This is a genomic window from Vibrio sp. 10N.222.54.E6 (assembly GCF_041473955.1).
GTDB classification, from domain to species: domain Bacteria; phylum Pseudomonadota; class Gammaproteobacteria; order Enterobacterales; family Vibrionaceae; genus Vibrio; species Vibrio tasmaniensis_A.
This window is the reverse complement of sequence record NZ_JBFRTD010000003.1, coordinates 1-20,414: the sequence shown is the minus strand read 5'-3', so window position 1 is coordinate 20,414 and position 20,414 is coordinate 1. Positions and strand designations below refer to the sequence as shown.

The following is a 20,414-nucleotide window of genomic DNA, read 5'->3' as shown; positions in this document are numbered from 1 at the left end:
ATCGAGGTAACGTAAAATATTTCATATACAAAAAAGGGAGGTCAAGCCTCCCTTACTCTATTTATTCAAATCTAGCTGCATTATCTAGCAACTTGTCAGATAAGCCGTAGATATCATCCAAGCTTTCGATTGGGTGGCGAGTTTCTTTTTTATCTTCACCAGTAATTCCAATATATTTTTGTTTAGCATTAAAGTGTAAACGACATAAAGGTTTGCGGTTATTGTCATCGAGCAAAATACCAAAGTAACTTTGCGTGTCTCTTGCCGTAATACGTGAAACATCTAATTTTGCACGTAGGATAGCTTTAACAATATTGAAGCCGTCCGTTTCTTCTTCAGTCGTAACAACCCTTGGCTTATCTTCTTCGCCTTGCTCTAGTGTGATTTCTGTATCTACTACAGATTGAACTGGCGCTTGCGCCTTAATTGCAACTTCTTCATTAGTGCCAATCGCAGACTTTAAACGATCATTGATACTATCATTAAGGAACTGTTTTAGTGCTTTTGAGGTAATTTCAAGAAATTGAGCTTTAACTTTTGCAGTTTGAACACCATCATAAACTCTTGATGTGAAAAATTTGACAAAATCTTCTTCTGGGTTCTTAAACTGTACTTGTAGAACCTTCTTAATTTGGTTTAGATATTTAAGCTCCCCCGCTGCATCGACAACAGAATCAACATCAAAAGATGATTTAGTTAGCTTCTTAACCTCTGGAACAATATGCTCATCGAGATCCGACATATTCAACGTTAAGAATGGCTTCTCATCCATTTTGTTTGGAGCATCGAGGTCTGTATAAAACTCGTAAACTTCACCATTCGTAAGGATAGCGATACGTGCATTCGTTACAGAGAAATAACGGAACAGTTGACTTGCGTGTTTAGTCGACAGCTTCTCTCCGAATTTTTTACATTCGATCAAGATTTGAACTTCACCATCTTTAAGTAGCGCATAATCTACTTTTTCACCTTTCTTAGTACCTGTATCCGCATTAAACTCAGGGACGACTTCTGTTGGGTCAAAAACATCATAACCAAGAACTGAGTGCAGGAATGGCATAATCAATGCATTCTTAGTTGCTTCTTCTGTTTCTAATGTTGCACCAACCTGAACTATTTTTTTAGATAGCCCCTGTAGCCTTTCGATGAAATCCATAGCCTTACCTTTCTTAGTCTTTTGTTAATTTATTTGCATATCATACCAAAAGGAAAAAATTGTTCTATAAACCACTTAAAAAAGTAGGCTTTAAGAACTACAAATCTTTAAACAGGTTAATGATTAGTAACTTTAAACTAGCGAACCTACTTAGATGTATATGGATCGACCTAAGCTAAATCTACGAACTGCATTACCATCTATTAAATAAACTCAATGACTCACCGGAGTAGAAAACAAGTTGATGACCACCACACCAAATCACATAGGCTATTAAATTACGCCCCATTTGTTTCCAATTAGTGTCTTTACATAGAAAGCTACTCAGAATGTTCTTACATTTTCTGAGTAACTACCCCCTCTCCGAATCTTTCTGAACATACCCATTATTACAAATACGTAATAATAATTTTCTATTTAAGGGGATTATCAAAACATGCACTCACACCTATACTAGCTCCAACAAAACGAGAGAGCGGAAACAATTAAGCTCAACTACGCTTAACGGGTTGAATTTAATTGCACGGTTATCCGCTGTACTGACATATATAGGAAACATCCAATGACAATCGAAATTAAACCTGGTCAAACGCATATCAAATCAAAAGCAATGGTTGCATGGGCAGCTGGCGAGCCACTAAAAATGGAAGAAGTTGATGTACAACTTCCTAAAGCTGGTGAGGTTCTAGTTCGCATCGTTGCTACTGGTGTTTGTCACACTGACGCATTCACATTATCAGGTGACGATCCAGAAGGTATCTTCCCTTCAATCCTTGGTCACGAAGGTGGCGGTATCGTTGAGATGATCGGCGAAGGCGTTACAAGTGTTGAGATTGGCGACCACGTTATCCCACTTTACACAGCTGAATGTGGCGAATGTAAGTTCTGTAAATCTGGTAAAACTAACCTATGCCAAGCGGTTCGTGAAACGCAAGGTAAAGGCCTAATGCCAGACGGTACAAGCCGCTTCTCTATCAATGGCGAAACGATTTTCCATTACATGGGTTGCTCTACTTTCTCTGAGTACACAGTACTTCCAGAAATCTCTCTAGCGAAAGTAAGCAAAGAAGCACCACTTGAAGAAGTTTGTCTTCTAGGTTGTGGTGTAACAACAGGTATGGGCGCTGTACTAAACACAGCTAAAGTTGAAAAAGGCGACAACGTTGCTGTATTCGGCCTAGGCGGTATCGGTCTTTCTGCAATCATTGGTGCTCGCATGGCTGGTGCTGACCGCATCATCGGTGTTGATATCAATGAGAGCAAATTCGAGCTAGCAAAACAGCTTGGCGCGACTGACTGCATCAACCCAACTAAATTCGACAAACCAATCCAAGACGTTATCGTTGAGATGACAGACGGTGGTGTTGAGTACTCTTTTGAGTGTATTGGTAACGTAAACGTGATGCGTCAAGCACTTGAGTGCTGCCACAAAGGTTGGGGCGAATCAGTAATCATTGGTGTTGCGGGTGCAGGTCAAGAGATTGCAACTCGTCCATTCCAACTAGTGACTGGTCGTGTATGGCGTGGTTCTGCTTTCGGTGGTGTTAAAGGCCGCTCTGAGCTTCCAGAAATCGTTAACCGCTACATTGCAGGTGAGTTTGGTCTTCAGGAGTTCATTACTCACACTATGGGTCTGCAAGACGTAAACGAAGCATTCGACCTAATGCACAAAGGTGAATCTATCCGTACTGTTCTACACATGGATAAATAATTCTCCTTGGTCTCGATACTTAGGTGTCGAGGCCAAAGCTATAAATGAGAAGCAACAAACTGTCTTCACCACCTCCTGCCCGGTGGGTGGTGAAACTTTAAATGATATAGACATGTTATCCCCCAAAACCATCAACCTAACGGAGCACAATAGATGACAATCGAAAACATTAGCCAAGCAAAGGTTGCTGGTGGTTGGCACAAACAATACACCCACTTTTCTGCAACGCTTGACTGCAACATGCGTTTTGCGATTTTCTTGCCACCTAACGCAAGCAAAGAAAACCCAGTTCCTGTTTTGTATTGGTTATCAGGCTTAACCTGTACCGATGAAAACTTCATGCAAAAGGCCGGCGCATTCAAAGCTGCGGCTGAGCAAGGCATCGCTATTGTTGCACCTGATACAAGCCCACGTGGCGAAGGCGTTGCCGACAATGAAAGCTACGATCTCGGCCAAGGTGCAGGCTTCTATGTGAATGCCACTCAAGCACCATGGGACAGCCATTACCACATGTACGATTACGTGGTAACAGAGCTCCCAGCTTTGATTGAGTCTTTCTTCCCAGTAACGTCTGTGAAATCCATTTCAGGTCACAGCATGGGCGGACACGGTGCCCTAACGATTGGTATTAAGAACGAAGATAACTACCGTTCTATCTCGGCATTCAGCCCAATCACCAACCCAATGCAATGCCCTTGGGGACAAAAAGCATTCAACCAATATCTAGGCTTAGATATTGAAGAATGGAAACACTACGATGCCTTTGAGCTTCTAAAAACCAAAGGCACTAAGCTGCCAATGTTGGTAGACCAAGGCGAAGCGGACAACTTCCTAATTGAGCAGCTAAAGCCTGAGCAATTGGTCGAAGCAGCTAAGGTAACCAATGCCGATTTAGAGCTACGTATGCAGCCAGGTTACGACCACAGCTACTACTTCATCTCTAGCTTTATTGATGAGCATATTGAGTTCCACGCTGCTTACCTAAACAAATAGTCACACCGATTTAGCCCACACCTTGCAAAAGCGTGAGGTGTGGGCTTTTTTATGCCTGCTGTTTGGGCAAATACGCTGTTGCTAAAGAGCAGCAACAACGATTAACACTTTCAAATACCCCGCTATACCAACAAAAAACAATACAACTAAAAGGTACGACTATGAGCTGGTTTTTCTTAATGATGGGCGTGATGGCGGAAGCACTTTCTCACGTAGCACTTAAAGCAACCGACGGTTTCAGTTTGTCTAAACCCATCCCTGCTCTATTGGTGATTTCAGGACACTTGGCGGCATTTCTATTTTTGAGCCAAGCAATGAAAGGGATGCCTGTAGGTGTGGTTCACTCTTTATGGGCGGGCTTGGCTATCGTAACCGTGAGCTTGATTTCTACATTTGTTTACCGTCAGCACCTCGATACTATGGTGTGGGTTGGTATGTTATTTGTGGCAGCAGGTGTTGTGATGATCAACCTATCTCAAGGTCACTCGCACTAGTGTAGATAGTGACTTATGAACAGTGTGTCAATTCGTTCAAGTTTCCTAACAGACAGTGTCGCCTTCACTTATTCATACTCTTACAATCGGCAAATCAAACCTGTTACCATAGCGTCTTCTACATCACCTATTTTGAAGGTTGCTATGAAAGCAATTAAGACTCTTTTCTTCCTGATGGTTTTATTAAGCGGTCTGTTTACCGCTTGGCTGTTTATCCCGATTCCAGCGACCATGGACAAGCAAACGCTCGACCTTCCATTAACGGAACCATTCAAGCTTGTGGCGTACCGCAGCAACCCGAATGATGCGAGCAAGCCGCTGACTTACCACTACTATGTGATTTCAGATGTGGTTGGCGTGGACGACATGGACCCGTTCCTAGTTACCACAGACCAATTCGTGAAACTTGGCAAATTCGACGAGAACACGTTCAATTTAACGGTTAACGGCAAAATCGAGAGCTACACCAACGATTTGTGGATCAAAAAATCTGACGGCAAGCTTCAGCACTGGTACGTGAGTATTGATGCGAACTATGTTCGTTAGAGTCGAACCCAAATAGACCCGATTTAAAACTGCGCTTTGGCTTCCAAGCGCAGTTTTTGTTTCAAGCCGCCCGCCTTAAACTCTCCTCTTTTCCACTTTCACCCGCAACTGCCCTTTATCCCAAGATGATAAAAACAATCTAACTGTCGCAAGCTGCATAGGTGTTATAAGCCCTTAAGATGTTATAAGCTCCATCTATGCTCGACTCCCTATAAATCAAAAATAATAAAGGATCACCCGTGGAATTTACGCTCGACAAATTTAACGGCATCATCATCGACCCAGCAACAGCCCCTCACGATGCTGACTCTTTCAATGCCGAACTCAGCGAGATCACCGAATTTTCAAAGCAGAATAACAAAGGCATAATTTGGATTAGCTTGCCTATTTCGCTCTCGCACCTTATTCCGGTGGCGACTGAACTTGGCTTTGTGTTTCACAACTGTCTAGAAGACGAGATTACGCTGATCCACAAATCCGAGATTGTAGAGTTTGTGCCTTTCATTCCGACCCACACCTTGGGCGCAGGCGCATTGATCACCAACGAACATAATCAAGTGCTGATGATTAAAGAGCACGGTATGACAGGCTACAAATTACCGGGCGGCCATATTGAGTTGGGTGAAGGCATTGAAGAATCGGTGGTTCGTGAAACCTTGGAAGAGACTGGTATCAAAGCCACATTCATTTCTGTAGTTGGCATGGCGACGAGACACCCGTATCAGTTTGGCAAATCGAACCTCTACTTTATTTGCCACCTTATCGCTCAAACCCAAGAGATTGCGATTCAAGACACCGATGAAATTGCAGAGGCTAAATGGGTTGATATTGAAGAGTATATTAACAACCCTGACAGTTACCCGTTTAACCGCCAATTAGTCGGTTCTCTGATAGGGAAACAAGGATTAGAGCTTACTCAGCTAGAAGGTAATTCTGGCCCAACCCACAAGCCCGAGATCTTCTTTTCGCAAAACTAGAACGATTCAAGCATAAAAACGCCCAACTCAATTGAATTGGGCGTTTTGGTTTCTAGCTTTTGTTTTTCTTAATTAAGCCTACTGCGTTGTTAGTTATTCTTTGTACCCATGATTCATTCTCATACTTTTAGAACGAACCTGTATTAGAAGAAGCCCAACGGATTAGTATCGTAGCTGATCAACAGGTTCTTAGTATTTTGGTAGTGATCGAGCATCATCTTGTGTGTCTCACGGCCAATGCCCGATTTTTTGTAACCACCAAACGCGGCATGAGCTGGGTAAGCGTGGTAACAGTTCACCCAAATACGCCCCGCTTCAATGTTACGACCCATGCGATACGCTAGGTTTGCATCACGCGTCCATACGCCTGCACCCAAGCCATACTCGGTATCGTTAGCGATTTCTAACGCTTCCGCTTCGTCTTTAAACGTCGTCACCGCGATAACAGGGCCGAAGATCTCCTCTTGGAATACACGCATCTTGTTGTGCCCTTCCAGCATGGTTGGCTGAATGTAGTAACCGTTGCCGAGATCATCTGGTTGCTGCGCGATTTCACCACCTGTTAGCACTTTCGCACCTTCTTGACGACCGATTTCTAGGTAGCTCAAGATCTTGTCAAACTGCTCTTTTGAAGCTTGTGCGCCAACCTGAGTCTCGGTATCTAGCGGGTTACCTTGTTTAATAGTTTGAGCACGCTCGACCACCTTGGCGATGAACTTGTCGTATACCGATTCATGAATCAACACGCGTGATGGACAGGTACACACTTCACCTTGGTTGAAGAACGCAAGCAGCATGCCTTCGACACACTTATCAAGGTATTCGTCTTCATGGTTAAAGATGTCTGGGAAGTAGATGTTTGGAGACTTACCGCCAAGCTCTACCGTTGATGGAATCAAGCTTTCAGCCGCACATTTCAGGATGTGGTGACCGACTTCTGTCGAACCGGTAAAGGCCAATTTCGCCAAACGATCGCTGGTTGCTAACGCTTGACCCGCTTCGCTACCAAAACCATTCACGATGTTGACCACGCCTGCAGGTAGAAGATCAGCGATCTTCTCCATCATCACCAAAATCGATGTCGGTGTTTGCTCGGCTGGCTTCATCACCACACAACAGCCCGCAGCCAGTGCAGGTGCCAATTTCCAAGCCGACATTAAAATCGGGAAGTTCCAAGGAATGATCTGGCCGACTACACCAATTGGTTCCGGGAAGTGGTAACTTGCGGTGTTTGAATCTAGCTCTGCTGCGCTGCCTTCTTGCGCTCGAATACAACCCGCAAAGTAACGGAAGTGATCGACAACTAAAGGAATGTCTGCTGCCAAAGTTTCACGCACAGGCTTGCCGTTTTCCCACGTCTCAGCGACTGCGATTTCTTCTAGGTTCGCTTCAATGCGATCGGCAATTTTAAGTAGGATGTTGGAGCGCTCAGTCACGCTAGTCGCCGCCCAACTAGCACGAGCAGCATGCGCGGCATCGAGTGCCAAGCTAATGTCCGCCTCGGTTGAACGTGCCACTTGGCAATACACCTGACCATTCACTGGGGAAGTGTTATCAAAATACTCACCGCTAACAGGCTTCACCCATTCGCCACCGATAAAGTTATCGTATTGCGCTTTAAAGTTCACCACTGCGTTATCACTACCCGGCTGTGCGTAAATCATAGTTAGATCCTTCTTAGATTTTTAGTCGTTGCTCATTCGTTATTGAGCTTATGTTGTCGAGCTAGCATGGCGACTTCCCTTGAGAACAGATCTCATGAAAAGAGCTCTAAAAAGAGTGTCACCATGTTTATGCTTTCTGTTTAAAACACTGATACTTCGTGTTTTCTTCACAACAGTAACAACGCAAATCACACGCCAGAACTTCAAAACTTGTTGTTAATAAATTGTAAAACTATGATTACCAAACGTTTACAACCCAAAGTGAGTTGGCATTGAACGGGCGTCTGGAAAGCACTCCAGTGTTCAACTGTTCCAAATTGGTACACCCTCACTGTTACGACATGGAACAGTCATGCATCTTCAACAAGCAAACACCTCAGATTGGCTTTCATCCTCTTGGCACCGCAGCACAGAAGCGGGTCTAAAACAGAGACGACTTCCCGAAGACATTCGCCTGCCACAATCGATCCTTAAACAGCGACGTCATCAATCGTCCGACTTGATTCATATCGTCGAACGTAATGCTCTCCCTCTGTTTAATCAGATGTTTGCACGCACTGACAGCCGTTTGATTCTGACGGATATTGAAGGGGTAATTCTGGCAAGTTGGGGACAGGAGCGGTTTAAAGAGAAGCTGACGTCAATTGCACTCAGTTCGGGAACATGTTGGCAGGAACAACTTAAAGGCACCAACGCGATTGGCACCGCCATCGTTGAAGCGAAACCAGTATCTATCATTGGTGAACAGCACTTCATCCACCAGCATCGGTTTATCAGTTGTTCCGCAAGCCCGGTGTTTGATCATCAAGGGCAGATGGTTGGCGTATTGGATATTACCAGTGAGCAACAGCAACACGACAGTTCTATCCAATTGCTGGTTCAAAATATGGTTCAGCTTGTTGAAAATCAGCTATTAAGTCATATCCCACAAGGCACCACTCGTATTGACCTCGCATGTGAGAAATCTCTATTACACAGCGGCTGGCAAGGAATTGTGATAGCCAATGAAGCTGGCGAGGTAGTCGCGCACAATCAGGTCGCCTCTCAACTGCTGGATCAAACCTCGATCGTCGGCGAATGCATCGAGACTCTCTTCAATCGAGCCTCATTTGATGCACCTTTTGTGTTTGAGAAACAACACCTCAAACAACCAACCACCAAGCGCACTCGCTCTATTTCAGCGTCGTGTGATCTGCACCATGGCGAGCAACAGATAGAACACGCTTGGCAGCAAGCCAACAAGGTTATCGACAAAGGGATCAGCCTATTAATCTTAGGAGAAACGGGCGTTGGCAAAGGCGAATTTGTAAAAGCGTTGCACAAACAAAGCCAACGTAAATCTTCGCCCCTAGTAGCAGTAAATTGCGGTGCACTGCCGAAAGATCTTATCGAATCAGAACTGTTTGGTTACGCGCCGGGCGCTTTTACTGGCGCAAGCCACAAAGGATTCCAAGGTAAGATCCGCCAAGCAGACAAGGGAATTCTGTTTCTAGATGAGATTGCCGACATGCCATTGGAGGCTCAGTGTCGATTGCTGCATGTTCTACAAGATAAGTCGGTAGTGCCTGTTGGCTCAAATCAGAGCTATCAAGTCGATTGTCAGATCATCGCTGCGACGCATAAAAACCTAGAACAGTTGGTCGCTACGGGGGAATTTCGACAAGATCTCTTTTACCGCCTGAATGGCTTGGCCTTTACTCTTCCAAGCTTGCAACACCGACAAGACAAGCACGCCTTAATCGAGCACATTCATCGTAAATATGCCGAAGACGAACAGACAATCTGCCCGCACTTAATGAGCTTGCTGTGCGCCTATTCATGGCCCGGTAATATCCGTGAATTAGATAACTTACTTAAGGTCGCAGCCCTACTCGCGAGTGATGAACGACAACTCACACTCGAGCATGTGCCTAGCCACCTTGCTCAACATCTCACGTTATTAGCGCAAGATAATCAGCATCAACTGACGACTCCTAATACCTTCAAAGGCACAACGAATAACGATTTAAGAAGTACCGTTGAGGAAACCTTGCTGCAAACGTATCAAGCCAATCAGGGCAACATCAGCAAGACATCGCGAATACTGGGTATCAGCCGCAATACCATTTATAGAAAGCTAAAGAGCTTGGGGATTCTTTAATAATGAAGATGATCAATGGCCCAGTTACTTGAATTTAGTCTGCAACGTATAAATGCATACTTTTTAAGTGGGTATTCCACACTTCAGATGAAATTAAAATGTGACTGATGTCATATAATGAGTAATATATATCCACAACACCCTCAAACTACAACCTCCTGATTTACCAGGAAATTAAAAACGGCATCAAGTATAAAATATCAACAAATACAATTAGATAATAGAATAAAAACAGCCATACACCTATCTTATTGCTCCTCTCTAAAAGACATAATCCGAAGCGTTATATCATCCTATTTATATTTTTAATCACCCTATTCTTATTGTGTTCATTATATAGAATTTTCCATTCACGTATCTTGTTTAAAATCTCTGAAAAACTACCACTATTTGGTTAGAGAGATAATATGTTTAACAGTATACGAACGCGAATTGCGGTGAGTGCGGGCGGAGCGATGGCTTTCACTCTGTTAATCGCCATGGGAATGACGACCAACGCATTTACCGATGTGAATAAACAAGTCACTGAAAAAGTAAAAACGCAGCTGACAGAGGCCACTGCTACGGATTTACAAAACACGGCACTTCAACAAGGTTTGAACATCGCTAACCAGCTTAACCCCGTATTAGCGAACCTTAAGCAAGTGCGCTCAATCATCGAATTAAGTTCAGAAACCGACGCAAGTGCAGAGCTTATCGTGAAACAGTTTACTGCGGCACTGGAAGCACAAAACAAAGCTGTATTTGCGGGTTACATGGTTTGGGAAGATAAGACATGGTCACAACAGTCTGTCTTGAATAACGAGCTCAACGTGAACAGCGAAAATGGCTCAGATACGTCGCTGATTTCAGATAACCAACAAGACTCGAACACCGAACTGAGCATTAACACAGAATCAGACTCGAATATCGAATCTGGCTCAAACATCGAGTTAAGCTCAAACACTGAGTTAGGTTTTAACAGTCAAGGCTACCTTGCGCCTTTCTTCTCTCCCAATGACCAGAACAGCTTTGATGCTGTCGCAATGGAAAGCTTTAGCAATACCGATCTCAACAGCAACGGTGAGCGCAAAGATGACTGGCACTTAATGCCATATCAAACAGGTAAAACGTTTGTGATGGAACCGTATTTTTATTCAGTGCGCGGCAAACAGGAGCTCATTACCACCATCAGCCAACCAATCAAACATGACGGAAAAATCATCGGCTCGCTAGGCTTTGATTTATCCCTACATGAACTCCAAAGCCAAAGTGAGTTACTTGCGCGTAACCTGTTTGATGGCCAAGGAAAAATCCTAATCACTTCATGGAAAGGCATTACACTGGCCAACAGCCGAGCTGGAAATATGGTGGGTAAAAAAGTCTCTTCTGAATTGGAATCTGAATGGTCAAAGATTCAGTCTATCGCTAACAGAGAAGGCGCCGGTCTTGTGACTTTCGGCGGCGATGAGTACGCGATTACTGCCATTGATACCAGTGATGCGCCATGGGTAGTCATGGTGTCTGTCCCTAGTAGTCACCTAGCCAAAAGCGTCAATGACTACACCGAGTGGAGTGATGCTCAGAATTCAAAAGCACTTGAAAAAGGTGTGTGGGCGGGAATCATCGCCGCTCTTCTAGGCATTGCCTCAATGGCATTCATTGCTAACTCTTTGGGCAAGGTTTTGAACAACTTAGTGGAACGCTTTAAAGATGCAGCACAGGGTGAAGGTGACTTAACTTATCGCATTGAAGTGAAAGGTAAGGATGAAACCGCTCAGCTTGCACACTGGTTCAATACCTTCCTATCTCGCATACAAGAGATGCTACTTACCGTGATGGTAACGGCTGACCAAGTGGATAAAAACGCGACAGAAGGCCAAGCTCGTGCTGAAGTTTCACGTGACCAGCTGAATTCTCAAGTTAACGAAGTGAACTCACTTGCCACCGCTATCAATGAAATGAGTGCAACAGCGCAAGAAGTGGCGAACTCAGCGGTTCAAGCAGCGGCAGCTGCAAGCCAAGTGCAAAGCAACAGTCTCAATGGTATGACGCGCATGGACAATGCCGCCAGTGCTGTAGACAGCTTGGCTGTGCAGGTTAACGATGCGCAGCAACAAACACAGAACTTAGTCGATTCGAGCACCGCTATTCAGGGTATCTTGAGCGAGATTGGTGGCATTGCAGAGCAAACTAACTTACTTGCACTGAATGCCGCGATTGAGGCAGCTCGTGCAGGTGAGGCTGGTCGAGGCTTTGCAGTGGTTGCTGATGAGGTTCGTAACCTAGCGAATCGAACTCAAGGTTCAACAGAAGAGATTCGCTCTATGTTGGCTCGCTTAGAACAAGAGACTCAATCTATTGTGGTACTGATGGAGCAAAGCCAGAATCAAGCGAACAACACAAAAAGTGAAACCGAAGCTGCACATCAAGCCTTGTCTGAAATCAACCAAGCGATTGAAGTGATTAATGACATGAACAATCAGATCGCTTCCGCGGCTGAAGAACAAAGCTCTGTGTCAGAAGAGATTAACCGCAATGTAGTGATCATCAATGACACAGCAGTGGAAGTGATGGATACCATGACTTCATCAGTAGCAATCAGTAATGAGCTGACAGTGAAAGCCGGAGATTTACACGGCGAACTGAGTAAGTTCAAGCTTTCTTAATTACCAACAGCGTCTAACAATAACTAGGCCGAGAAACACTATGTTTTCGGAGAAACGCAACGTTCTTCGTAAAACACCATGTTCTCGGCCTATCTATTTTAGCTCCGCGCTCAACATTACCCTCACCGAGCAAAAGTCTAATTGGAGTCCAACTCCACAAGTTGGTTAAGCACTTCTTTGTCTAACACTGGGTGATGTTTGCTCGCTAAAATCAGCACAATATCCACCGAAGGCAGTGGTGGCATATCTTCCAGAATGTTCAAATCAGAAGTCACACTCAGCTTACCCATCGCGCCAATCGCTAAACCCGCTTTAACAATGGCACGTTGCGCCGAAGCGGTATTACTGCACGCCAACAACTGATAAGGCGTACCCTGTTTAGTTAGGCCATTCACCGCCGCTGCATGGTATTTACAATCAGTCTGGAACAGAGCAAGTGGAACAGGTTTAGAATCATCAAACACAAAATCAGGGCTGCTTATCCATACTCCCACATCACTGGTAAGCCAATAGCCCTCTTCACTGTCAGGCGCTCGGGTGACAATTGCAGCATCAAGCCTACCATCATCCAACCACTCTCTGAGCGTAATGCTTGGTAGGCTGAATACTTGAATAGAACAGGTGGGTTCTGCTTTCTGCAACAGGCGAATCACTTTTGGCAGAATAGTGTCATTGTAGTCTTCAGGGCAACCGAGTCTTAGAGGTTGTTTGTCTTCGTAACGCTTTACTTGCTTGAGGGCGGTATTGTGGAGGGCGACCAACTGTTCAGCATGAGAACGCAGCGCTAAGCCAGCCTCTGTCAGCACGAGATTACGGCCTTCTTTCTGGAAAAGGGTCACGTTGAGTTCTTCTTCCAGTTTGCGCATCTGCGCACTGAATGCCGATTGGGTGCGATTTATCTGTTTCGCTGCACGAGTAAAGCTACTGGTTTCTACAAACGCGAGAAAGCCTCGCAAAGCATCAATATCCATATTGAAATCACCACCCATCGTTTTTATTAATGTATTGCATCAAAATTATCCGTTAGTGCGCCGCAATACAATCCCCTAAGCTCAAATGCATGCCCCTAAGGCTCAATACCTTACCCTAAGTCTCAAAGCATCCACACTAAACGCAAGGAAGCAACTATGCAGCTTTATATTGGAAACCAGAACTACTCAACTTGGTCATTGCGCGCATGGCTAATATTCGACAACTATAACCTCAATGCGGAAGTCATCAAGCTCAAGCTATTCACGTCTGATTTTTACGACACACTAGCTTCAGTGACACCAACAGCCAAAGTTCCAACCCTGGTTGACGGTGACGTTGCTGTGTGGGATTCACTGGCGATTCTCGAATACGTTAACGAAGCTTACTTGGACGGCGCAGCATGGCCTAAATCAGTGAAAGAACGCGCCCATGCCCGAGCAATTTCTGCAGAGATGCACTCTGGATTTTTTGCCGTAAGAAATGAAATGCCGATGAACTGCCGCGCTCAACGAAAGCTTGCTTTGAGTGGAGAGGCATTGAAAGACATCGCCCGTATTGATGCCATATGGTCGACGCAAATGGAACAATATCCAGAAGGTTGGTTGTTTGGTGAATGGTCGATTGCCGATGCGATGTTTGCACCTTTGGCATTACGCGTTGAAACCTATGGCATCAAACTTTCAGAGAAGGCATCACAGTATCAGCAACGTGTACTCAACAGCCCATCAGTAAAAAAATGGTTGGCAGAAGCGAACTTAGAAACCGATGTGGTTGAAGAGGACGAGGCGGGAGAGCCGGTATAAATAGATTAAAAAGAGTCTCGATGCGATATCGAGACTCGTTCATTATTAGATGATTTGAAAGCGATTTCCTTACTGGCTATTCTGCCGCAACGCCGTCTTTATGATCATTCGGTTCAAATTCTAAAATATCACCAGGTTGGCACTCTAAAACTTCACACAGCTTGTCGAGCGTCGATAGCCTTACGGCTTTGGCTTTATCATTTTTTAATACGGACAAGTTGGCTTCTGTTATCCCAACTTCTTTTGCCAATGTCTTTAATCGCATTTTCCGTTTGGCCATCATAATGTCTAAATTAATGCGGATAGTCATGACAAGTCCTTTAAATGGTTTGGCTATGTTCGTCAGCCAGAATATAACCTTCTTTCATCACCCACGAGATGATCAAAATAATTATACCCAATATCAGTGTTAAAAAGTCCATACCAACGAAACTAATCTCAAAGATACGGTCACCTGGTGGATTATTGAACGACAGAATCACTGACATCAATGAACCATAGATAACTGAACCTAATACCCAATAAAACAAGCTATATCCGAGTTTCTGATAGGACATTGCGTTTTCTAAAGAGAAGATTTCACCTCGCTCATAGTTACGGAATAGGCGTATCAGAACCGTTAATGCATACATAAGAATGCTCGACATCGCCAAACTGGTGAACATTGCGATGATTCTTGTTGTCGTAGTAAGTGGAGAGACTGTGAGTGGGGAGGTTATAAAGTAATCCATCTCGATGGAAAACTGAATAATGCCCATCTCACTAAGAAAGTCATAGGGTGTTTGAACCGTTAGCCAGAAGTAACACACCATGATAGGAGTGAGTGCAAGAAAGGACTGAAGTAGCATTCGCACACGGCGACTTTGTTTTTGAATCTTAGACATACTTATATTCCTGTTGAGTTGATAGAAGAATATTAAGATCAAAACAAACGATGATCAACAACAATTTATCGATAAACGATAAATTATTGTTTATTTGCAATATTAAAATGAGTAAGACCCAGATAGTCCTACATCTACACCACAAATAATTTGGTCGATTGTGATCGCCTAATCACAATGTGCAGATGTGATTGTTTATATTCAACTAAATTCAAATAGTTAAGATAAACGTTATGTTACGAGCAACCATCGTATTACTCAGTGTCACTAGCTTGGCCGTATCTGCCAATGTCACCCTTCCCTCTGGAGAAGACTGGATCAATCATGCTTCTGAAGGGCTCGCACCTTACTGGCTTATGCCGAGCGCACAGGGAGAACCGATAGGCAATTTCCCTACTTTCCGCTGCGATGATGGTACCTTGCTCGATGTATCTGATGTGTGTCCTGAATTGAACAGAGGCTGGATCACTCCCCACTTTGGCAAGGAGTTTACGCGTATGAAATCACGCCAAACCTATGCCTACGGCGTGCTCTATCACCTTACTGGAGACAAACAAGCTTTAGCGCTTGCCAAGCAAGGTGCCTACTACCTCATTGATCAACTAGAAGATAAGAAAAATGGTGGCTTTATTGGCTACACAAAAGAGGGAAAAGCGGGTCAAGATTGGCAGCAACGTACCTCTCAAGATCAAGCGTATGCGCTGGTTGGACTCGCGATGTACTACTACCTGACCCAAGACAAAAAGGTAGAAGAAGCACTCATCGCCCAACAAGCTTTTATCTTTGATAAATATAGACTTAGCGACAACAGCGGTCTTGCTTGGGTACTCGCCGACGGTGAAGATGGCAGTGAAAAACGACGTGAACTGGTCGCGCAACTTGATCAAATAAACGGCTACCTGTTGTTAGTCACTCCTCTGCTCAAAGAGCCCGTCAAAGCCAAATGGCTTGATGACTTAAACTGGCTCACGCAAGCCATGATTGATCACTACCACTCTGAAGATGAACAACGCTTCTACGGCGCAATTCACGACAAAGCGGCAATGATGCCGAATGCCAATCACAATGATTTTGGGCACACCATTAAAGCGTATTGGATGACCTATCTAACTGGTCATGCATTAAAAAATTCCGATTGGTCTGAGTTTGGTTTAGACGGTATGAAACACACTTTGGCTCAGGCGCAATATCAAAAAGATTTTGCCAATGTATCTAACTACTTTGGCGAGCGACTTCAGAAGATGTGGCAAGGGCAAGATATCACGGGCTGGCAAAGCAGACCTCACAGCCAATGGGCGTCATCATGGGAATGGGCTGAGCTTGATCAAGCTGCGATGACGGTATCGCTTATCGATGGTTCAATGAAAGACGTACTGCAATACACCCTGCCCACCTTTCATGATGTATGGGTAGATCATAAGTACGGTGGCGTTGGGCTTGAGCCTAAGCGTACTAAAGCTTTCCATTGGGGCAATGGCTACCACCAATTTGAACATGCGCTGATTGGCTATTTATATGCTCGACAAGAGGAAGGTAAATCCGCTGTACTTCACTACGCAAGGCCAACCAACAGCAAGATGCCAATGGAACCTTATTACTATCAAGGAGATGTAATTAAATTAGAGAATCAGAGTGATGGAACGCAAAAGGTCAGTTTCAACAACATTCGACCTTGATACCTGATATTCACTCATCGGTACTTTTAGACGTGGTTAACGACTAAGACGGAACTGATGAGTGGCTAGCTGTTGACAAAGCCTGAAAAGAAGATCTTCAGGCTTTTGAAATACCGTTGAGCAACATTTATTGGTAGGATTTTAAATGAATACATAAGCAAGTGAATCTTGTCGGATCTTCAGTTAAACCATATACGTCATCACGAAATCACTTCTTATTATTCTGCTCAACCAACTTTTCATTCCACGCTTCGTTGCCGTCTCGCTTACTGACATCATACTCAGAGCAGAACTGCGATATGGTCATGTTGTTATCGCCAGTTGCTAACTTTAATGCCAATTGAACTTGTTGAAGTTTGCTTTGCAGACGAAGGTTTTGACCTGCCTTTGGGCTTTTTTCTTTAGCAAACTTTAAAGCAGCATGCTTACGTTCGGCAGCTCCCGCTCGGCGATCCGCTTCTGATAATAGATATTTTAGCTGCGCGACACTCTTGCCCTTCTTAAAGGCAGGCTCAAGCAACTCAACGCATTCATCAAATGATGGATTTATAACATATGGATCAATTCTATGCGCTTGTTGGCGCATCCACTCTAGCGCGAGCTTTTCATCTGACATAATTACATCTTTACCAAAGAAATAGCCGTACATGGTATCGCTCAATAGCAAACCGCTGCAACAACAAATTAAGCTACAGTGTCACATTTAATTTCAAGAAAATTGCAATTTTCTAAAAGAATCCTCCTTTCACAACCACTTATTCAAACTGGATGATCGGAATAAAGCGATGCTGCGTAGATATGTTTTAGTTTGGTTAGTAAACAAGTCGTCGAAAACAAAAGTGAGAAGAAGAGAAGATATGAAGGCAATGACCCTTTCAAGACAAGATATCAAAGCAATGGACCAGCGTGAGCGCGCTCGTTTAATTAACTCCTTATCGGGGTTTAAAAGCGCAAACCTTATTGGCACCTGTGACAAGCAAGGGCTAGAAAATCTTGCAGTAGTGAGCTCCGTGGTTCATTTGGGGTCGAATCCACCTTTACTTGGCTTCATCATCCGGACTGCGGAAAGTCGCCGTCATACACTAGAAAATATCCTAGAAACTCAACACTTCACTATCAATAGTATCGGGGCGGGCTTTGTTCAAAAAGCTCATCAAACTTCCGCTCGTTATCCTAAATCAGTCTCAGAATTTAACGCGGTCGGTCTCACGCCCTATTACGATGATGTGTTCCCTGCTCCCTTTGTTTTGGAAAGCCCTCTGAAAATAGGCCTGGCCTTCAAAGAGCAGATAACAATTGAAAGTAACCAAACTCAAATGTTGATTGGTGAAGTTGTTACAATTCACGCGCCAAAACGTGCTGTGATGCCGGACGGCTACCTAGATTTAGAAGCGTTAGATTTAGTCACAATTTCAGGGCTAGACAGTTATCATGTCACGCAGAGGTTACATCGTTTAAGCTATGCAAAACCAAATAGGGCACTATTTCCACTGACCCACGAAGGCAACCCAACCTCATGGGAGGCTTTCGAACACAATCTCGCTCATTTTGTTCGGTAATTTACTGACAAAGGTGCTAACTTTCCCAACTTAACCCTGTGCACCATACAACAGCGCTAAACTACATCTATTTCCAAGGACCCTTTTGAAGTTAACCCACTTTAAATACAAAACGCGCAAAGGCCCAGACTACCGACATGGCGATCAGGTGTCATTCATGGACATCAAACAGACCTTCGGTATGGGCAGCATTCGTGTGGGCGCTTGGGTAACGAAAGAAGAGAAAGAGCTCGCTGCAAATCTGATATTCGACTCGTTAGCAGACTTGGCTTATATCTTGGCTTTGCCACCAGAAGCGATTGGCCTTCGCGGCACATTAGGCTTAGCGTTCGGCAGTGGTGGCAGAAAGGGTGTACAAGCACACTACGCGCCAAACCAAAGAGAATTAGCCCTCGCTAAAAATGCAGGTGCTGGTGCGTTAGCGCATGAGTTTTGGCATGCGTTTGACCACTACATTGCCGAAAAAGCGTTTGAGATTGGTGACACCTCCGGTCCTCGCAAGAAAATCTTGTTCGCCAGTGACTGTTGGCTACACGATAGAAAGGTGCGACCTCATCCATTAAACGAGAGTTTGATGTCTGTATTCGATGCCACACTACTCAGTGACAACAACCTAGATAAGCACGATTACGTGGCTCGAAGTGTTATTGCCGACAAAGCGATGTCGGCCCGTTACTTCTCACTACCAACAGAGATGATGGCGCGAGCCTTTGAAGCTACGATTGAATCCTGCTCAGATATCGAGAATGCTTACTTAGTCGATGGCACGACCAAACCAGATATGTTCCCTCTCTATCCAGACCTCAAGCATCGCAAAGAAATTAATAAAGCGCTGCAAGGTTACTTCGCGCCGTTGGGTCGATCTCTAAGTAAATCGCGTTAAGACAAAACATGGCGCCGTCCTTACAATCAAAGGTTTAGCCAGCGGCCCAAGTTTGGCATATAGAAGCGATAACCAAAATAAACTAATCCACTTTCAAAATCTGAGCGTTTGGTCGACATACCAAACGGCTGTAGAGTGAAACCATCACCACTTACTTGCCCGTATGGCGAATAACCTCGTTGGCTGAGTCTTTCGCCTGCTTGGTCAAACACACCATAGACATGACCGAGATGGTTAGTCATGTAGTAGATATTTTGCTGGCTCTGCTGACGCATTGATAACCCAGCGACACCGCCTTATTTACTACAATTTCTAGTTGTGGTTGTACGAAAGTAACATCACATAATAATTCAGAGACAAAGCCTTTTGTCTTAAAGCAAAAACAAGGCATCACTCTATTCAATGTCTTTCAATATAAGCCATGAATAAATAGGCCAAGCAATGCATGAAATCACTAAATACTGTAGTGGAATAGATATAAAGTTAACAAATGGTATGCCGAGCAAAACCAAATTATCATTTGTAAATTCAATATACAAAAAGTCATAAATAAAGTTGTAAGTTGCTTCTACAAATGACAACATCATTGCAACTTGAATGAATTGTTTAAATTTCATTTACATAATCCCTAATTAAATAACTGCACAGAAAGACTCTGCATGATTTCACTCTTGGTTTGAAGTTCCTGCTCAAATTCATATACTCTAATTTCATTTTAGTCCTTCAATATAATGTATTTAATGAACATTCAATATCACAAGAAACTTCTGCATATAGTTCTTCGATAAGATCCTGAACTGCTGACCTCTTTTCTTTATCAAATACATTCCACTTTTGCGTTGGCTGTTTACATGAAAGAGATTTATTGTGTGGTGCTTGATCCATTACTGCAGACCTTGGTGACATCGCTGCCTTTGCCTTTTCATAACAATCATAATAACATTGGCTATTTTTTTGAGGTGGATATATCAAGTGGTCGGTAGGACTCGGATTGTATGGCCTGGACTTATAACGCCCATCCGGATCCACATACCCTAACGGGTCACCATCCACATACGCATAGAGGTTAATCCCGCCTTGCTCTTGCAGTGGGTCGCGGTTTAGCCAGCGGCCCAAGTTTGGCATATAGAAGCGATAACCAAAATAAACTAATCCACTTTCAAAATCTGAGCGTTTGGTCGACATACCAAACGGCTGTAGAGTGAAACCATCGCCACTTACTTGCCCGTATGGCGAATAACCTCGCTGGCTGAGTCTTTCGCCTGCTTGGTCAAACACACCATAGACGTGACCGAGATGGTTAGTCAT

General features: G+C 44.1%; 19 protein-coding genes and 2 pseudogenes. 12 read left to right on the top strand and 9 right to left on the bottom strand.

The annotated features are described in order from the left end of the window. Positions 1 to 61 precede the first annotated feature (61 nt). Complete coding sequence (locus AB4513_RS00340) at positions 62 to 1,156, bottom strand: type I restriction endonuclease (RefSeq protein ID WP_102258262.1); 1,095 nt, start codon at positions 1,154 to 1,156, stop codon at positions 62 to 64. 562 nt (positions 1,157 to 1,718) lie between these two features. Here AB4513_RS00340 and AB4513_RS00335 point away from each other — a divergent pair. The 5 genes from AB4513_RS00335 (at position 1,719) to AB4513_RS00315 (ending at position 5,877) form a co-directional block, all read left to right on the top strand. After that, positions 1,719 to 2,867 (top strand): S-(hydroxymethyl)glutathione dehydrogenase/class III alcohol dehydrogenase, encoded by a 1,149-nt coding sequence (locus AB4513_RS00335; RefSeq protein ID WP_102258263.1) that lies wholly within the window; start codon positions 1,719 to 1,721, stop codon positions 2,865 to 2,867. Positions 2,868 to 3,020: 153 nt separating this feature from the next. Further along, positions 3,021 to 3,860, top strand: coding sequence for an S-formylglutathione hydrolase (fghA, locus tag AB4513_RS00330; RefSeq protein WP_102258264.1), 840 nt, complete (start codon positions 3,021 to 3,023; stop codon positions 3,858 to 3,860). 161 nt (positions 3,861 to 4,021) lie between these two features. Continuing rightward, positions 4,022 to 4,354, top strand: coding sequence for a multidrug efflux SMR transporter (locus AB4513_RS00325; RefSeq protein WP_012601126.1), 333 nt, complete (start codon positions 4,022 to 4,024; stop codon positions 4,352 to 4,354). A gap of 144 nt (positions 4,355 to 4,498) precedes the next feature. Further along, on the top strand, positions 4,499 to 4,900 hold the full coding sequence (locus tag AB4513_RS00320; RefSeq protein WP_102258272.1) for a hypothetical protein: 402 nt from the start codon (positions 4,499 to 4,501) through the stop codon (positions 4,898 to 4,900). A 239-nt stretch (positions 4,901 to 5,139) separates the two neighbouring features. After that, positions 5,140 to 5,877 (top strand): NUDIX domain-containing protein, encoded by a 738-nt coding sequence (locus AB4513_RS00315; RefSeq protein ID WP_102258265.1) that lies wholly within the window; start codon positions 5,140 to 5,142, stop codon positions 5,875 to 5,877. Between the two features lie 143 nt (positions 5,878 to 6,020). Here AB4513_RS00315 and AB4513_RS00310 read toward each other — a convergent pair whose 3' ends face one another. After that, complete coding sequence (locus AB4513_RS00310; protein ID WP_102258266.1) at positions 6,021 to 7,541, bottom strand: aldehyde dehydrogenase family protein; 1,521 nt, start codon at positions 7,539 to 7,541, stop codon at positions 6,021 to 6,023. A gap of 352 nt (positions 7,542 to 7,893) precedes the next feature. On the opposite strand from AB4513_RS00310, the gene AB4513_RS00305 reads away from it, so the two are divergent. The 3 genes and pseudogenes from AB4513_RS00305 to AB4513_RS00295 all read left to right on the top strand — a co-directional run. Then, the gene (locus tag AB4513_RS00305; protein WP_102258267.1) at positions 7,894 to 9,681 is read left to right on the top strand and encodes a sigma-54-dependent Fis family transcriptional regulator; all 1,788 of its coding nucleotides are present in this window, start codon (positions 7,894 to 7,896) and stop codon (positions 9,679 to 9,681) included. A 407-nt stretch (positions 9,682 to 10,088) separates the two neighbouring features. After that, positions 10,089 to 10,478, top strand: a pseudogene (locus AB4513_RS00300) (methyl-accepting chemotaxis protein); the annotation flags it as partial. Positions 10,479 to 10,622: 144 nt separating this feature from the next. After that, positions 10,623 to 12,329: pseudogene (locus AB4513_RS00295) on the top strand (methyl-accepting chemotaxis protein); the annotation flags it as partial. Between the two features lie 137 nt (positions 12,330 to 12,466). Here the strand turns inward: AB4513_RS00295 and AB4513_RS00290 are convergent. Continuing rightward, positions 12,467 to 13,318: a LysR family transcriptional regulator gene (locus tag AB4513_RS00290; protein ID WP_102258269.1), complete on the bottom strand. Its 852-nt coding sequence runs from the start codon at positions 13,316 to 13,318 to the stop codon at positions 12,467 to 12,469. A gap of 138 nt (positions 13,319 to 13,456) precedes the next feature. Between AB4513_RS00290 and AB4513_RS00285 the strand changes: the two genes are divergently transcribed. Next, complete coding sequence (locus tag AB4513_RS00285) at positions 13,457 to 14,104, top strand: glutathione S-transferase family protein (protein ID WP_102258270.1); 648 nt, start codon at positions 13,457 to 13,459, stop codon at positions 14,102 to 14,104. A 76-nt stretch (positions 14,105 to 14,180) separates the two neighbouring features. Here the strand turns inward: AB4513_RS00285 and AB4513_RS00280 are convergent, their stop codons facing one another. Together AB4513_RS00280 and AB4513_RS00275 are read right to left on the bottom strand one after the other, a co-directional pair. After that, on the bottom strand, positions 14,181 to 14,414 hold the full coding sequence (locus AB4513_RS00280) for a helix-turn-helix transcriptional regulator (protein ID WP_009846209.1): 234 nt from the start codon (positions 14,412 to 14,414) through the stop codon (positions 14,181 to 14,183). A gap of 10 nt (positions 14,415 to 14,424) precedes the next feature. Then, positions 14,425 to 14,988, bottom strand: coding sequence for a DUF2975 domain-containing protein (locus tag AB4513_RS00275; protein WP_009846208.1), 564 nt, complete (start codon positions 14,986 to 14,988; stop codon positions 14,425 to 14,427). Between the two features lie 233 nt (positions 14,989 to 15,221). Here AB4513_RS00275 and AB4513_RS00270 point away from each other — a divergent pair, with 233 nt between their 5' ends. Beyond that, the gene (locus AB4513_RS00270) at positions 15,222 to 16,664 is read left to right on the top strand and encodes an N-acylglucosamine 2-epimerase (protein ID WP_102258271.1); all 1,443 of its coding nucleotides are present in this window, start codon (positions 15,222 to 15,224) and stop codon (positions 16,662 to 16,664) included. A 208-nt stretch (positions 16,665 to 16,872) separates the two neighbouring features. Here AB4513_RS00270 and AB4513_RS00265 read toward each other — a convergent pair whose 3' ends face one another. Beyond that, complete coding sequence (locus AB4513_RS00265; RefSeq protein ID WP_026012354.1) at positions 16,873 to 17,280, bottom strand: hypothetical protein; 408 nt, start codon at positions 17,278 to 17,280, stop codon at positions 16,873 to 16,875. Between the two features lie 241 nt (positions 17,281 to 17,521). Here AB4513_RS00265 and AB4513_RS00260 point away from each other — a divergent pair, with 241 nt between their 5' ends. Then, positions 17,522 to 18,223, top strand: coding sequence for a flavin reductase family protein (locus AB4513_RS00260; RefSeq protein WP_009846205.1), 702 nt, complete (start codon positions 17,522 to 17,524; stop codon positions 18,221 to 18,223). 85 nt (positions 18,224 to 18,308) lie between these two features. Next, on the top strand, positions 18,309 to 19,106 hold the full coding sequence (locus AB4513_RS00255; RefSeq protein WP_032555113.1) for a CLCA_X family protein: 798 nt from the start codon (positions 18,309 to 18,311) through the stop codon (positions 19,104 to 19,106). Between the two features lie 26 nt (positions 19,107 to 19,132). On the opposite strand, the gene AB4513_RS00250 is transcribed toward AB4513_RS00255, so the two are convergent. From AB4513_RS00250 to AB4513_RS00240, 3 genes are all read right to left on the bottom strand, one after another. After that, positions 19,133 to 19,381 (bottom strand): RHS repeat-associated core domain-containing protein, encoded by a 249-nt coding sequence (locus tag AB4513_RS00250; RefSeq protein WP_009846203.1) that lies wholly within the window; start codon positions 19,379 to 19,381, stop codon positions 19,133 to 19,135. Between the two features lie 120 nt (positions 19,382 to 19,501). Next, the gene (locus tag AB4513_RS00245; protein WP_009846202.1) at positions 19,502 to 19,723 is read right to left on the bottom strand and encodes a hypothetical protein; all 222 of its coding nucleotides are present in this window, start codon (positions 19,721 to 19,723) and stop codon (positions 19,502 to 19,504) included. A 106-nt stretch (positions 19,724 to 19,829) separates the two neighbouring features. After that, the coding region (locus tag AB4513_RS00240; RefSeq protein ID WP_372081064.1) for an RHS repeat domain-containing protein at positions 19,830 to 20,414 on the bottom strand (585 nt) is incomplete at its 5' end.